This window comes from Sinomonas halotolerans (assembly GCF_039615075.1).
GTDB classification, from domain to species: domain Bacteria; phylum Actinomycetota; class Actinomycetes; order Actinomycetales; family Micrococcaceae; genus Sinomonas; species Sinomonas halotolerans.
Genome location: NZ_JBDFRB010000005.1, coordinates 204670 through 219300, shown reverse-complemented (window position 1 = coordinate 219300; position 14631 = coordinate 204670). Strand labels below are relative to the sequence as shown.

General features: G+C 73.3%; 12 protein-coding genes. 6 read left to right on the top strand and 6 right to left on the bottom strand.

The window, feature by feature from the left end:
• Nucleotides 1-114: 114 nt before the first annotated feature.
• Entirely contained in the window at nucleotides 115-1266 is a 1152-nt protein-coding gene (locus ABCQ75_RS08170; protein WP_345884588.1) for an ROK family protein, read from the top strand.
• 166 nt (nucleotides 1267-1432) lie between these two features.
• A complete protein-coding gene (locus ABCQ75_RS08165; protein ID WP_345884587.1) occupies nucleotides 1433-2041 on the top strand; it encodes a TetR/AcrR family transcriptional regulator in 609 nt (202 codons plus the stop codon).
• Between the two features lie 63 nt (nucleotides 2042-2104).
• Here ABCQ75_RS08165 and ABCQ75_RS08160 read toward each other — a convergent pair whose 3' ends face one another.
• Both ABCQ75_RS08160 and ABCQ75_RS08155 read right to left on the bottom strand, forming a co-directional pair.
• Nucleotides 2105-3391 carry an MFS transporter gene (locus ABCQ75_RS08160; protein WP_345884584.1) on the bottom strand — a complete coding sequence of 429 codons (1287 nt, stop codon included), beginning with the start codon at nucleotides 3389-3391 and terminating at the stop codon, nucleotides 2105-2107.
• Nucleotides 3392-3509: 118 nt separating this feature from the next.
• Nucleotides 3510-4970, bottom strand: a complete 1461-nt coding sequence (locus ABCQ75_RS08155) for a chlorohydrolase family protein (RefSeq protein WP_345884583.1) — start codon at nucleotides 4968-4970, stop codon at nucleotides 3510-3512.
• A 213-nt stretch (nucleotides 4971-5183) separates the two neighbouring features.
• Between ABCQ75_RS08155 and ABCQ75_RS08150 the strand changes: the two genes are divergently transcribed.
• The 4 genes from ABCQ75_RS08150 to ABCQ75_RS08135 all read left to right on the top strand — a co-directional run bounded on the left by ABCQ75_RS08150 (nucleotide 5184) and on the right by ABCQ75_RS08135 (nucleotide 10074).
• The gene (locus ABCQ75_RS08150) at nucleotides 5184-6575 is read left to right on the top strand and encodes a DUF3100 domain-containing protein (protein WP_345884581.1); all 1392 of its coding nucleotides are present in this window, start codon (nucleotides 5184-5186) and stop codon (nucleotides 6573-6575) included.
• 86 nt (nucleotides 6576-6661) lie between these two features.
• Entirely contained in the window at nucleotides 6662-7993 is a 1332-nt protein-coding gene (locus ABCQ75_RS08145) for an amidohydrolase family protein (RefSeq protein WP_345884579.1), read from the top strand.
• Nucleotides 7965-9395, top strand: a complete 1431-nt coding sequence (locus ABCQ75_RS08140) for an MFS transporter (protein WP_345884577.1) — start codon at nucleotides 7965-7967, stop codon at nucleotides 9393-9395. Before ABCQ75_RS08145 ends, ABCQ75_RS08140 begins: the two co-directional genes overlap by 29 nt.
• Before the next feature lie 10 nt (nucleotides 9396-9405).
• Nucleotides 9406-10074 carry a GntR family transcriptional regulator gene (locus ABCQ75_RS08135; protein ID WP_345884575.1) on the top strand — a complete coding sequence of 223 codons (669 nt, stop codon included), beginning with the start codon at nucleotides 9406-9408 and terminating at the stop codon, nucleotides 10072-10074.
• An 89-nt stretch (nucleotides 10075-10163) separates the two neighbouring features.
• Here ABCQ75_RS08135 and ABCQ75_RS08130 read toward each other — a convergent pair whose 3' ends face one another.
• The 4 genes from ABCQ75_RS08130 to ABCQ75_RS08115 are packed head-to-tail and all read right to left on the bottom strand — an operon-like array spanning nucleotide 10164 to nucleotide 14443.
• Nucleotides 10164-11075 (bottom strand): F510_1955 family glycosylhydrolase, encoded by a 912-nt coding sequence (locus ABCQ75_RS08130; RefSeq protein WP_345884573.1) that lies wholly within the window; start codon nucleotides 11073-11075, stop codon nucleotides 10164-10166.
• Nucleotides 11072-11713: a DUF305 domain-containing protein gene (locus tag ABCQ75_RS08125; RefSeq protein ID WP_345884572.1), complete on the bottom strand. Its 642-nt coding sequence runs from the start codon at nucleotides 11711-11713 to the stop codon at nucleotides 11072-11074. The genes ABCQ75_RS08130 and ABCQ75_RS08125 overlap by 4 nt, the downstream gene beginning before the upstream one ends.
• 56 nt (nucleotides 11714-11769) lie before the next feature.
• Nucleotides 11770-12273 (bottom strand): hypothetical protein, encoded by a 504-nt coding sequence (locus tag ABCQ75_RS08120; RefSeq protein WP_345884570.1) that lies wholly within the window; start codon nucleotides 12271-12273, stop codon nucleotides 11770-11772.
• Nucleotides 12274-12283: 10 nt separating this feature from the next.
• The gene (locus ABCQ75_RS08115; RefSeq protein ID WP_427916068.1) at nucleotides 12284-14443 is read right to left on the bottom strand and encodes a heavy metal translocating P-type ATPase; all 2160 of its coding nucleotides are present in this window, start codon (nucleotides 14441-14443) and stop codon (nucleotides 12284-12286) included.
• Between the last annotated feature and the right edge of the window lie 188 nt (nucleotides 14444-14631).

Sequence of the window (14631 nt, the reverse complement as noted above, 5' to 3'; positions counted from 1 at the left end):
CTGTTGGCTGAGTAGGGCCGTCCGGCAGCCCTTCCATGGGCTTCTCGTTCGGCTGCCACTTCTGTACGATGGTCGATCATAAGTAAGTGATCCGAATCACGTCAAGGAGGCGGAGTGGAACTCGCCGCGAGTCCCGGCCAGCTCCTGTCCCTGCTCCGGGCGCGCCCGGAGGGCTTCAGCCGCGCATCCCTGCTGGCCCACACCGGCATGGCGCGCTCGACCCTCTACGAGCGGCTCGACTCGCTCTTCGCCGCCGGACTGGCCTACGAGGCGGAGCCCCTGGCCTCCACCGGGGGACGGCCCGCACGCAGGATCCGGTTCGATGACCGGGACAAGGTCGTCGTCGCGTTCGACATCGGACAGACACAGGCGGGCGTCCATCTGCTCACGCTCCGCCACCGGATCCTGGACTCCATACGCTTCCCGTTCGACTCGACCCGCCCTGTGGAGGAGGCTGTGGGGCCGCTCCTCGACGCGGCGCTCAAGATCACCGGCGGCCGGGAACCGGTGGGGGCCGGGATCGGGCTCTCCGCGCCCGTGGACGCGACGGGCGTCAAGGGGTACTGGCGCGCGGTCCTCGGCCACTGGGACATGGCGTGGCTCGCCGAAGCCTTCGAGGGGACCCTCGGATGCCCGATCGTGCTCGAGAACGACGCCCGTGCCATGGCGGTCGGGGAGGCCGACCATTCCTCCGAGTCCCTCGTGGCCGTCAAGGTCAGCACGGGCATCGGCTGCGGCATCATCGTGGACGGCGCACTCGTGCGCGGCGTCCACGGGGTGGCCGGGGACATCGGCCACGTCCGCATCCCGGAGGCGGCCCACCGCGTCTGCCGGTGCGGACGGACTGGCTGCCTGGCTGCGATCGCCTCGGGCCGCGCACTCCTGGACGACCCGCGGCTCCCCCCGTGCAGGACGGCGGCGGACATCGCAGCGGCGTACGACGCCGGGCACTCCGGCACGCGCGAAGCGGTCGCCGAGGCGGGTCGCCTCACGGGCTCGGTCCTCGCCGCCGTGGTCGCCACGCTCAACCCGTCCCGCCTCGCGATGGGCGGGACCATCGGCTCCCTGCCCTCGTTCGTGGAGGGCGTCCGGGAAACGGTGGTCGACTGGGTGCTCGAGGACGTGCTCACGGGCCTCGCGGTCGAGCCGCTGCGGCACCCGGACGCAATCGCAGTGGGCCTGTCGCGGCTCGTGGAACGCACCCTGTACGATCCCGGCCGGGTGGACTCGCTGATGGCCGGCAGGGGCAGGACGCCCGCTACCTGAGTGAGGGCGGCGGGTCCGCGGGGCGTCACGCCTGCACACCCGCTCCCACTGTCCCCGGCCCGCCCGCGCCGATGCCGCTGGCGTATAGTTGGACAGTCCCCGCGTGCCCCACCCCCCGGCGCGCCTCACGGGGTGCAGAACCGTCCGGAAAGAGGTGGCTCCTGCTGTGCTCGAACTGCCACACGACCTGCTCGCTGCGGCACCCCCGCCGGCGACCCCGCGCCTTGCGGCGCGCTACAACCAGCTCCTCGACACGGCAGCGCGATTCGCAACCCTGGACTACCCAGAGGTGGACGTCACGCTGATCGCCAGCGAGGCGAACGTCTCCTCGAGCACTGCCTACCGCTTCTTCCCCTCCGCCGCCCACCTGCTCCTGGCCCTCCACCGCAGGCAGCTCTTGGAGCTGCGCGAGCGCGTGGACCAGCGGGCCGGCCGCGCCCAGGACCGGACCCAGCGCGTGCGGCACCTCGTCGGGGCGGCGATCGAGCTCTTCCACATGCGCCTCGCCCAGCCCGCCGTGAACTCGTGCCTCGACGAGCTGATCGTCCCCGCGGACCATGACCTCGCGGCCCTCATCGGCGAAGTGGACGAGCTCTCCTGGTCCGTGCTCGGGCGCCTCGCGGGCGGCGCAGAACGGGGGCGCAACGTCGTGCTCGTGATCTCCGGCCTCGTCACGGCCGTCCGGACCGGTCGCCTGCTCCCCCTCGAGGCGGAGCAGCAGCTCAAGGCCTCGTGCGAGCTCGTCGCGAAGACCCCTTCCCTCCCCCTGCGCTGACCGGAGCCGGCCGACGTGCGCCGCCGGCGGGCCCGCCGAGGGAGCACCGGGCCGAAGGCGCCGCTAGTCGACGGAGCGGATCCGGGTCACGAAGGCCGCTCCCAGCAGGCCGATCACCGCCGCCGCGACGTAGAGCGAGACGTACCCCCCGAGGAACGCCACAAAGGGGTACGCGATGACCGGTGCGATCACCTGTGGCAGCGAGTTGGCGATGTTGATGACCCCGAGGTCCTTGCCGCGGTCCGCGGCGGCCGGCAGCACCTGCGTGATGAGCGCGAAGTCCACGGCGAGGTACGCCCCGAACCCGATGCCGAGCACGACCGCCCCCGTGATCGCCCCCGGCCAGGTGGGCGAGAAGGCGAGGATGAGGGAGGCGAGCGCGATCACGCACGAGGACCCGATCACGAGCGGCTTGCGCCGGCCCATGCGGTCGCTGAGCTTTCCCCCGAGCACGCTCGTGACGATGACCATGACGGCGTAGAGGCCGGTCAGCACGAGCACGCCGGTCTCTGCGGGGATCCCGGTTCCCTCCTCGAGCCGCACGGCGTCCGCGAGGAAGTAGAGCAGGTAGAGGGTCACCATGTGGTTGCCGATGTTCACGAGCAGGCGCGTGAGCCACGCCCAGGCGAAGTCGGGGAACCGACGGGGACTGACCCAGAACGAGGCCGCGAACCGGCCCAGCGAGAACGCCGCGAGGGCCGAGCGCGGGAGCGGGACGTCGTCGGCCGCCATGAGGTACCGCACCACGCTCACGGCGAGCACGGCCGCGCACACGGCGAAGCCGAGCGCGAAGTTGCCGGCCACCGCGGCAGCGATCACGGCGCCCAGGAGGATGCCCACGGTCTGCCCCGTCGCGGCCAGGCCGCCCACCGTGCCGCGCTGGAGCACCGGCACCCGGTCCGGGACCGCGGCCGTGATGCCCGCGTAGGCGGCATTGCAGCCCGCCTGGACCAGGCACCACAGCGCCGTCATGACGGCGACGTCGGGGGCGCCCGCGAGTGCGACGAGGCCGAGCGCGCCCAGGGCCGCCCCGCCGAGGACCCAGGGCCGGCGTCGTCCGAACCGGCCGGCGGTACGGTCCGAGAGCGCGCCCGAGAGGGGGTTCGCGACCATCGAGACGGCGGCGCCCACGCCGGTGACGAGCGCGAAGATCGCCTCCTTCTGCCCTTCGTCGAAGTGCGCGGCCTGCTGAGCGAGGAGCACCTGGAGCGGTCCGAAGAACGCGGCGTTGATGCCCAGGTTCACCAGCACGACGCCGGTCACCCACCGCGCACGGACCGGCTGCTCGGGTTCGGCGTGGGCCAGGGCCGGTGCGGGGCCGCGGGGCGCCGCCGGGGTCTCGTGGGTCATGCGGGCTCCGGGTGCTCTGGGGCCGCCGCACCCAGAGTGCGACGGTGGCTCTCAGATTACGCCCAGATGAGCCTGAAGTGGACGCTCCGGGCGCGCCGTTCCGCGCAGAATGCCCGCGTCAGGCGCGCGGGTAGACGGGCGGGAAGAGCTCGTCCGGGTCCCGCAGCAGGATGTCCCGCTCGGAGTAGGCCTCCCGCATCCGGCCGAAGAGCCGCTGCCCCTCGGCCCGCAGCGCGGCGAGGTCCACGCCCGGGAGGCCACTGTCCACCACCACGGGGCGGCCGGCCACGAAGGTGTGGGTCGCCTGCCGCGCGGTCCCGTTGAGGACGAGCGTCCGCAGCGGGTCCTCGACCACGCCGTCCCCGAAGCTGGCGAGGGACCACACGGCGATGTCGGCCTGGGCCCCCGGCGCGAGCCGCCCCAGGTCGGGCCGGCCCAGTGCCGCGGCGCCGCCGAGGGTCGCGGCGTCGAAGTAGTCGGCGAGCCGGCCGGCGTCGGGCCTGCCCTCGGCCATCCGGGCCAGGTGCGAGCCGACATCGATCCCCCGCACGAGGTCCGGCGGGAACGAGTCCGTGCCGAGGCACAGGTTCACGCCGGCCTCCCTGAAGCGGTCGAAGGACACGAGCTGCTTGCCGTACCGGAACGAGGTGAGCGGGCAGTGGACGATGCTCACCCCGTGGCGCGCGAGCGTCTCGAGCGGGCCACCCGGCGCGGCGGCCGCCGGGTCCCGCGCGTCGATCTCCACCCCATGCGGGATGAGGAGGCGGGCGCCGAGGAGCCCCGTGGACTCGAGCAGCCCGAGGACGCCCTGGCCGGCCGCGCGCTGCAGGAGCCCTTCCTCGAGCGGGGACTGGAGGCAGTGGAGGCGCACGAGCACCCCGCGCTCGCGGGCGGTCTTCGCGGTCTGCCGCATGAGGTCCTCGGAGAGCGTCTCGATCCGGCAGGGCAGGAGGACGCCGGTCACGAGCGGGTCGCCGAGCCCGGCCGCGAAGTCGAGGAACCGCTCGGCGTCCCGCAGTCCCTCCTCGCCGAGCGCGGGCTCGAAGTGCACGTCCCGCCCCCCGGATGCCGTGGCCACGTGGACGCCGGAGCGGTAGGCGGGGCCGAGGTAGCCGCGCAGGCCGATGCGGCGGCTCGTCTCGGCCATGTCCACGAGCTCGTCGAAGCCCTCCGCCCACGCGCTGTGGACCTCCGAGGCAATGGGCATGTAGGTGGTGATGCCGTGCAGCGCGAGCTGGGCGAGGGCGAACTCGCGCACGACGGCGCGCTCCTGACGGGTGAAGACGTCCCGGCGGCCGCGGGCGAAGTAGTCCTCTGACCACACGTGGCCGAGGGCCACCTCCGGCGCGGCCCAGGAGTCCAGGATGAGATGGTCGATGTCCGCGAGGGCGTCGAGGTCCACGAGGCCGGGGGTGACCAGGCTCTGGCCGCAATCGAGCTCCTCGTGGACCGGGCCGTCGTAGCCTCGCCCCACGAACACGATGGAGTCCCCGTCCCATACCACCTCGCCTCCTTCGATGAGCGTGTGGCGGCCTTCGGCGAAGCCCAGCACGTACTGGGCGGTGATCTTCCTGAACACTTCTGGACTCCTTGGCGGGGGCTTCCCAAGCGGAATGGCTGGGATACCGGATTGGACTTAGCCGTCTCGGCTTGATCGGAGATGCTGCGTCATGGCGTGATTCTGTCGGGACAAACAGTGACTTGCGTCTCACTACTTCTCGAGTATACAGTCATTTTGGGATACCAAACGAGCCCACCCGCTCTCGCCCCTCCCCCCGAAAGGCCCAGTGTCATGCGCAACGAAGCGACGACAGCACAAGGCAGTCAGCCCCCCGTCTCCGCGGCCACCCGCCCGGCGCCCTTCCGCGCCGGCACCCGCCTCTGGATCGGCGTCATCGCCGTCTCCACCGCCGTCTCGGCGGCCGCCATCCTCATCGGCACCCACAAGTTCCAGATGGGCCCGGCCGCGATCGTGCTCCTGCCGATCCTGTGGGCCGTGCTCATCGGCAGCGCGATCGGCATCCAGAAGTGGAAGCCCGTCGGCGGCCGGGCCCGTGCAGTCTCGGCGCACCTCATGGACGTCAGCATCGTGTTCTTCCTCGCCGGCCTCGGAACCGGGATCGGCCCGTCCCTGACCAAGTTCGCGGACATCGGCCCGGCCATCCTGCTCCAGGAGGTCGGCCACGTGGTCGGCACGGTCATCCTCGCCCTCCCGGTCGCGGTGGCGCTCGGAATGGGGCGGGCCGCAGTCGGGGCCACGTGGTCGATCGACCGCGAGTCCTACCTCGCCTTCGCGATCCAGCGCTTCGGCGTCCGCTCCCCCGAGTACCGCGGCGTGTTCTCCGTGTGGGTCCTCGGCAGCGTCTTCGGCGCCGTGTTCATCTCGATCCTCGCCGGCCTGCTCGGCGGCCTGGACTTCTTCGACCCCCGCGCGCTCGCCATGGGCCTGGGCCTCGGCTCAGCCTCGATGATGCTCGGCGGCGTCGGCGCCCTCTCGATCCTGTACCCGGAGGCAGCCGGGGAGATCATGGCGCTCGCAGCGCTCTCCAACCTCGTGACCAACATCGTGGGCTTCTACGCCGGGGTGTTCATCGCCCTGCCCCTGTGCCAGCGGCTCTACCGGATGTGGTCCCGCCTCTTCGGCCGGGACGACCTCGGCCGCCGCGTCGGGAAGGTACGCGCCGAGGGCGGCGACGGCGCTGGGGTGCAGTCGGTGGACATCCACGGCATCGAGACGGACCCGGCCGTGGTGCGCACGCCGACCACATGGATCATCGCGTTCGCGGCCGCCGGCGGCGGTGGGCTCCTGCTCAATGCCCTCGGAACGGGCTCGTTCCGCGCGCTCGACGTCGTGGGCGTGCTCGTGCTGCTCGCGCTCGCGGCCGTCTCGCTCGTCCTCGCGAAGCTCGTGCCCGCTGTGCCCTCGAGCATCTGGGTCCTCGCGCTGGCCACGATCGCCTCGGCCTCGTTCATGCCGACCGGCGCCTTCGTGGCCTCCGCGGCGCAGAACATCAACGTGCTCTACGCCGGCCTTCCGATGATCGCGCTCATCGGCATGTCCCTCGGGCGCGACATCAAGGCCCTGCGCTCCCTGAGCTGGAAGGTGGTCGTGGTGGGGCTCATGACCCTCACGGCGAGCTTCGTCGCCGCGGCAGCCATTGCCGAGGCGGCGCTGCACCTCTGAATCCGCATATCGCGAACCCAGCGGGCGGGACCGCGCACTGGCGCGTCCCGCCCGCTTCCCACCGTCCGAGAGAGAAGGAGAGCCCCGTGCTCATCACCGACGTCCGCCCGTGGGGCGGGCCGACCGTGGACATCGAGGTGCGGGACGGCCGCATCGCCGCACTCCACCCCGCGGGGCCTGGCCGCACGGGGGCGCACGACGACGAAGGGTCGCCGCAGGCGCCAGGAGGCACCGTCGTCGAAGGTCGCGGCCGGCTGGCACTGCCCGCCTTCAGCGACGTGCACGTCCACCTCGACTCGACGAGGATCGGCCTGCCCTTCCGTCCGCACACCGCCGAGCCCGGCGTGTGGAACATGATGTGCAACGACCGCGAGAACTGGCGCGACACCCCCGTGCCGCATGCCGAGATCGTGGCCGGGACGCTCGAGCGGATGGTCGCCCGCGGAACGACCCGGGTGCGGAGCTACGCGCAGGTGGACGTGGACTGCCGGCTCGAGCGCTTCGGATCGGTCCTCGCCGCGAAGGAGCGCTTCGCCCATGCCGCGGACGTCGAGATCATGGCGTTCCCCCAGGCGGGACTCCTGCGCGAGGAGGGCACGGTGCCGCTCATCGAAGAGGCGCTGCGCCAGGGCGCGACCACCGTGGGCGGGATCGACCCGTGCCAGCTCGACAGGGACCCGGCACGGCATCTGGACATCGTGTTCGGCCTCGCCGAGAAGCACGGGGCGGACGTGGACATCCACCTCCACGAGCCCGGGCACCTCGGCATCTTCAGCGCCGAGCTCGTCTTCGAGCGCACCCGAGCCCTCGGGATGCAGGGCCGCGTGACGCTCTCGCACGCCTACGACCTCGCGAACGTCCACCCGGACGCGACCGCGCGGCTCGTCGAGGAGATGGCGGAGCTCGACGTCGCGTGGGCCACGGTCGCCCCGGCCGTGCCGGGGGTCCAGTTCGACCTGGCCCGCATGTCCGAGGCCGGGATCCGCGTGGGCCTCGGCGAGGACGGCCAGCGGGACTACTGGAGCCCCTACGGCAACTGCGACATGCTGGACCGCACGTGGCAGCTCGCCTTCACGCACCGGCTCCGCAGGGACCAGCTGATAGAACACTGCGCCGCGATCGCGACGATGGGCGGCGCCTCCATCCTGGACCGCAGCGTGCCCCGCCTGACCGGTTCGGCGGACCGCCCGGGCCTGCGCCCCGGAGACCGCGCCGACCTCGTCCTCGTGGACGGCGAGACCGTCACGAGCGCCGTCATGGACCGCGGGCGGGACCGTACCGTGCTCCACGACGGGCGGGTCGTGGCGGACGGCCTCGAGGTGCTCCGGCCCGGGGCGCTCAGGGACTCCGGGCCGGTACCCGGCGCGCCCGGCGCAGAAGGGGAACGCCGTGGCCCACAGCCCTCGACCCTCCGCTGACACCGTGCCGGCGAGCCCGCAGGCCCTTCTCGGGAGGCGTCCCGGCGGCGTCCGCGTGCCCCTCGCGGCGGTCCTCGCAGGGATCCTCATCGCCGTGAACCTCCGCCCGGCCGTGACGAGCATGGCGGCGGCGTTCCCGGCGCTCGGGGACGCCTTCGGGCCGTCGCTGGCCGGGGGCTCTCCTCTCCTCTTCGCCCTCGGCTCGGCGCCGCTCGTGGCGTTCGGCCTCTCTGCGCTCCTCGGACCGTGGCTCGCGAGGCGGTGGGGGCTGGGCAGGACGCTCTCCCTCGCGATGCTCGTCCTGGCCGCGGCCCTCGTCCTCCGCGTCGCCTCCCCGGCGCTCATGCTCCCCGGGACCGTCCTGGCCGGTGTCATGATCATGGTGGGCAGCGTCCTCGTGCCCCAGCTCGTCAAGGAGCACGGCGGCGCCACGTGGTTCTCGGGCGTCACCGCCATGTGCATCGGAGGCGGCGCGGCCCTCGGCGCCGGGCTCCTCTCCCCCCTCGCCTCGGCCGTGGGCCTCCCCGGTGCCCTCGCGTCCTGGGCCGTCCCCGCCGCCGCCGCGGCCGTCGTCGTGCACCTCGCCCTCAGGCAGGGCGCACCGGCGGAACGGACCCGGTCCGGTGCAGCGGCGCCCGCGCGCGGCGCTGGTGCGGGAGGGGCCGGCGCCTGGGCCAGAAGTGCCAGCGCTGGTGCCGGAGGGGCCGGAGGGGGTCCTACGGAAGGCGGGAGCCTGCTCCGCAGCCGGACGGCCCTCGCCATCGCGGGCTACTTCGGCGTGCAGGCGATGCTCTTCTTCACCGTGACCTCGTGGCTGCCCACGTTCCTCACCGACCGGGGAGCGGACGCGGCGGCAGCGGCAGGGCTCCTCGCCTGGTTCAACCTCGCAGGGCTGCCCGTGGGCCTCGCGGTCCCGCTCCTCCTGGCACGGTCACGGTGGCGTGCAGCGATGGGCCCGGCCCTGGGCGCGGTCCTGGCCCTCACGTTCCTCTGGCTGCCCGCGGCGCCGCTGTCCGCCATGGCGTGGCCGGTCGCCGCGCTGGGGATCGCGCAGAGCGGCGCGTTCAGCTACTCGCTCGCGATGCTCGTGGTCCGCACAGCAGACGCCCGGACCGCGGGGCGCCTCTCCGCGCTGAGCCAAGGCGCCGGTTACACGCTCGCGGCAGCCGGGCCCTTCGCGGCCGGAGCCCTCGTCCAGGCCACAGGCGGATGGGACGCCCCGTTCCTGGTGATGGCCGCGCTGGCCGTCGCACTCACCGTGCTCGGTGCGGCCGCGGCGCGGGGGCCCGCCGTGGGCGTGCAGCCGGGCGGGCAGCCAGGCACCGGCGGGCAGCCGGGCGTGCCGACGGGCACACCCCCGGCCGTCCCGGCATGGACACCGGACACGGGCGCTCGCCAGTAGTCTCAGGGTTGTGAATGCAGCAGCAGGCCCCCGCGACGCGGCGATGGCGGACCATGTGTACCGGCAGATCATCGACTCGATCGTGTCCGGGCGGGTCCCACCCGGCGAGCGCCTGCGCGAACGCGAGCTCTCGGACCAGTACGGCGTGTCCCGCATGCCTGTGCGGGAGGCGATCCAGCGCCTCGAGCAGGACGGGTTCGTCGTGACCGCCCCGCGGCGCGGCGCGGTGGTCCGCAGGCTGACCCTGCGCGATGTCGAGGAGCTGTTCGACCTGCGCGTCCTCCTCGAGCCGTACGCGGCCGCCCTCGCAGCCGAGAAGGCGGCCGCGGGCGCGGACGGCTCGGCGCTCATGGACGCCCTCGAGGGGGCGCGGCTCGCGCTGTCCTCGGGAGACGTCGAGCTGACCTCCGACTTCAACACGAGGTTCCACGACGAGATCGTCGCCCTGAGCGGCAACGCGCTCCTCGCGCGGGCGCTGCACCCCCTGCGCGGGCTCAGCAGATGGGTGTTCGGCCTGTCGGTGAACCGTCCCCTCCAGGTGAACGCCCGAGAGCACGACGACCTCGCCAAGGCGATCCTGACCGGCCAGGTGCGGCTCGCCGAATCCCTCGCTGCCGCGCACATCGAGGCCGGGCGGAAGCCCGTCACGGAGGGCCTGGCCGGACTCCTGCCCGAGTAGCGCGGCCCGAGCAGCGCCGGCCGGAGCAGCCCAACCCGGTCATCCCGGACCGGAGCAGCCCCTGCCAGCGCAGTCCTCGAGCAGCCCTGCTAGCCCCCGAGGGGGGCGAACGTCGCCCCGCCGTCGGCGGACTCCACGAGCCCGTCGAGGGTCGCCGCCCACACGCGCACCGGCCCGCCAGGCTCGGCCGCCGCCGTCAAGGCGGTGGCCCGGCTGCCCAGCTCCCCGACCCGCGTCCACGAGACGCCCGCGTCCGCGCTCGAGTAGACCACGCCGTCGGGCGTCACGCCGACAGCGCGCTCGGCGTCCGCGAGGGCTGCGAACTGCAGGAGCGGCGCGGACGGCACGGCGAACCATCTGGCGCCCCCGTCCGGCGAGGTGAAGAGACCCTTCTCGGTGGTCGCGAGGACGGTCTTCGTGGACGGGTGCCCGCCGAGCATCGCGGGGCGGACGTCCGCATCCACCTCCGTCCAGGACTCCCCGGTCGGCGTCCGCAGGAGCCGCCCGTCGAACCCCACCAGGCCGGCCTCCGTCACCGCGAGCGAGTGGAAGTCGGAGACGCCCTCGCTGGAGGCCGTGGTCCACGTGCGGCCGCCGTCCTCGGACCGGACGAGCCCCACGGGGTTGGGCCGGTCCGAGCCGTGGCCCGGGTGCCCGGAGGCCCAGAGGGTGCCGTCGGGATCGCCAACGAACCCCATGAAGTCGTCCGGGTCGCTGATGAGCTCCGGCGCCCCGGAGCTCGCGTCGAACACGCCCTCGTGGGTCGCGACCAGCAGCCGCTCGCCGTCCGCGCTCGCTGCGAGCCCGTGCACGTGGCCGCCCGGGATGGCCGACGCCGCGTTCCCCGGGGCGGCGGGCCCGCCCGTCCCCGCGCTGTGTCCGCCAGTGCTGGCCCCGTCGGCGCTGTTGCCGCCAGCGCCGTTGCCACCGGCGGAGCACCCCGTCACGGCGAGGGCAGCCGCGAGGGCGAGGGCGGCTCCTGCCGCGCGCCGGCGGCTCACAGCTGTCCCAGGAGCGAGCGCATGGTCTCGATCTCCTTGGTCTGGGAGTCGATGATGGACTGCGCGAGCTTCACGGCCCCCGGGTTCGCCCCGGTGTCCAGCTCGGTCTCGGCCATCGCCACGGCGCCCTCGTGGTGCTCGATCATCTGGGTGAGGAACAGCTTGGACGCCTCGGCGCCGCCTGCGGCCTCGAGCTGCTCCATGTCGGCCTCGCCCATCATGCCGTCCATGCCGTGGCCGGCGGACTCGCTGGGCATCATGCTCGGGTGGCCCCATGCGGACAGCCATCCGCGCAGCGTCTCGATCTCGGGTGCCTGGGCCGCCTTGATCTGCTCGGCGAGCTTCGCCACGCGCTCGTCGAGGCCGCCCTTGGCGAGGACGGTCTCGCTCATCTCGACCGCCTGCTCGTGGTGCGGGATCATCATCTGCGCGAACATGACGTCCTCAGCGTTGAACACACCCTGGCTCGAGGAGCCAGTGGGCGATCCCATCGGCATGGAGTGGCCGCCGTGGCCGCCCGCGGCCGGGCTCTGGGCCGCGCCGGTGCCGGCGCCGGAGGTGTCCCCTCCGGAGCATCCGGCGAGGGCGAGGACTGCCGCGGCGAGCGCGGCGGGCAGGGCAAGGGTCTTGGCATTCATGGTGGTGTCTCTCTCTGTCTTGGGTGAATCAGTGCAGGGGCGGGCGCGGGCGCCAATCACGTCCTGCTGACAGAGAGCCCGAGGAGGTCGGGCGCCGGGGCGCGCGCCTTCACGGCGGTCGGAATCCTCACCGGGGCGGTGTGCTCGATGGCATCGGAACGGCCCAAGGGGGTGGCCGCCACGACGGCGGGGGGAGCCGCAGGAGGCGCGGGCAAGCAGTCCACGGAGTGCTCCGGAGAGCCGTCCTCGCCTGGGACGCACACGTCCGCCGGGACGCGGGGGCGCTTCTCGTGCGCCAGGAACCCGCCATGGTCCGAGGCGTGTCCCTCAACGGCCACCACGCTGGCCACACTGCCATGGGCGGCGGCGTGGGCCGGGCCCGCCGCATGGACTGGCCCCACCGCATGGACTGGGCCCGCCGCGTGGGCTGCCATGCCGTGCATGCCCAAGAGGCCCAGCATGAGCCCGAGGACCGCGAGGAGGCGCGGGAATCGACACAGCACAGGCCGTTCCGGGGCCCTGAGGCTCCGCTCCGGCGTCCGACGTGTGTCGATCTTCACGGCTACCACGCTACCGAACGTCCCGCGGGTCCAGCGAGAGACGCCGGAGCAGCTGGGCATTGAGCGCCACCACGATCGTGGAGAGGGACATGAGCACCGCGCCCGCGGCGGGCGACAGCACGATCCCCGCGAACGCGAGGACGCCCGCGGCCAGCGGCACGGCCAGGATGTTGTACCCGGTGGCCCAGGCGAGGTTCTCCCACATCTTCCGGTAGCTCGCCCGCGAGAGCTCCACGACCGAGGCCACCGAGCGCGGGTCGTCCCCGGCCAGAACCACGCCCGCGGACTCGATCGCCACGTCCGTCCCGGCACCGATCGCGATTCCCACGTCGGCGCGCGCCAGGGCGGGGGCGTCGTTGACGCCGTCGCCGACCATCGCCACCGTGAGGCCGCGGCCCTGGAGCTCGGCGACCTTGCGGTCCTTGTCCTGCGGGAGGACCTGGGCGAACACCTCGTCGATCCCGAGGTCCTTCGCCACGGCGTCCGCCACCTGCTGCGCGTCGCCGGTGATCATCGCGACCCGGATGCCCCGGCGCTGGAGTGCAGCGACCGCGGCGCGGGACTCCTCGCGCACGGAGTCCTCAAGGGCCAGCGCGCCGACCACCGCGCCCTCGCGCACCACGTGCAGCACCGAGGCGCCGCGCGCCTTCCAGCGGTCGACGGCGTCGGCCAGCTCAGCGGGGGTGTCGAGTCCCAGATCGGCCAGGAGGGCGGGCCCGCCCACGTGGACGCGCGAGCTGACCTCTGGGGAGGTGGGCGCCCCGCCGACGGCGACCTCGGCCTCGACGCCGCGGCCAGAGCTGGCCCTGAAGCCGCTCGCCGCCGGCATGCGGAGGCCGCGCTCCTTCGCGGCGCGCACGATCGCGCGGGCCACGGGGTGCTCGCTGTCGGACTCGACGGCTGCGGCGAGGGCGAGCAGGCCGTCGTCGTCCATCCCGGAGCGCGGGGCGAGGCCGACCAGCTCGGGCGCACCCTTGGTCAGGGTCCCCGTCTTGTCGAAGAGGACGGCGCCGACCGTGCGCATGCGCTCGAGGGAGAGGCGGTCCTTGACGAGCACCCCGCCGCGCGCCGCCCGCTCGGTCGAGATGGCGATGACGAGCGGGATCGCGAGGCCGAGCGCGTGGGGGCACGCGATGACCAGGACGGTGACGGTGCGGATGACGGCGTCGGCCGGGCTGCCGAGGAGGGTCCACGCGGTGAACGTGATGGCCCCGGCCACCGTCGCGAACCAGAAGAGGAACGCGGCAGCCCGGTCGGCGAGGGCCTGGGCGCGCGAGGAGGACGCCTGCGCCTCGGCGACCATGCGCTGGATCCCGGCGAGCGCCGTCGACTCCCCCACGGCGTCCACGCGGACGCGAAGGCTCGTGTCCGTGGCTACGGTACCGGCCACGACCTGGGCCCCGGGGCCGCGCGTGACGGTCTTGGACTCGCCGGTGATCATGGACTCGTCCAGCTCGGCGGTGCCGGCCTCGATCCGGCCGTCCGCAGGGAGGCGGCCACCGGCGCGGACCAGGACGAGGTCGCCTTCGCGGAGTTCGGCGACGGGCACGGTCTCGGTCCCGCCGCCCGCTCCGGCCCCGCCGTCGAGGACGCGTTCGGCCTCGTCGGGCAGGAGCGCCGCGAGGGCCTCGAGGGCGCCGCGCGAGGCGCCGAGGGCGCGCATCTCGAGCCAGTGGCCCAGCAGCATGATGGTCACGAGGAGGGCGAGCTCCCACCAGAAGTCGAGCTGGAATCCGCCGATCCCGAGGCTCGTGGCCCACGAGGCGAGGAACGCGACCGTGATAGCCATCGAGATGAGCAGCATCATGCCCGGCTGGCGGTTCCGGACCTCGGCCAGGCCTCCCTTGAGGAATGGCGCACCGCCGTAGAGGAAGATGACCGTGCCGAGCACGGGCCCGATCCACTCGCTCCCCGGGAACATGGGCGGCATGGCGCCGAAGAGGTTCCAGAACATGTGGCTGAAGAGGACCACTACGGCGGAGAGCCCGAGGGTGAGCCAGAACCTGTCGCGGAACATCGCCACCGAGTGGCCCGCGTGCTCGCCCTGGGTGTGCACCGCGTGGGCATCGTGGTCTGCGTGGAGGTGGGCGGAGAGGTCCGGCGCGGCTTCCGCGCCCTGTGCTGTCTTCGTGGCGCCGTGCCCGGTCATGGCGGCGTGCTGGGTCTTCATGGCGCCGTGCTCGTACGTGCCGTGCCCATGGCCCTCGTGCTCGTGGCTGCCGTGATCGTTGTGGTGCGTGCTGTGCTCGTTCACCGTGCTACCCGTTCCTGCTCGTGTCAGACGATTCGTTTCGGGCTGTGGGTCGATCGGCGGTTGTGGGGTCCCGGACCGCGTGCATCGCTGCCAGCACCTCCGAA

What these genes read in the sequence shown, in the direction of transcription:
- ABCQ75_RS08160 (WP_345884584.1), bottom strand. Translation starts at nt 3,391, where the DNA reads ATGACCCACGAGACCCCGGCGGCGCCCCGCGGCCCCGCACCGGCCCTG.
- ABCQ75_RS08150 (WP_345884581.1), top strand. Translation starts at nt 5,184, where the DNA reads ATGCGCAACGAAGCGACGACAGCACAAGGCAGTCAGCCCCCCGTCTCC.
- ABCQ75_RS08125 (WP_345884572.1), bottom strand. Translation starts at nt 11,713, where the DNA reads ATGAATGCCAAGACCCTTGCCCTGCCCGCCGCGCTCGCCGCGGCAGTC.
- ABCQ75_RS08115 (WP_427916068.1), bottom strand. Translation starts at nt 14,443, where the DNA reads ATGAAGACCCAGCACGCCGCCATGACCGGGCACGGCGCCACGAAGACA.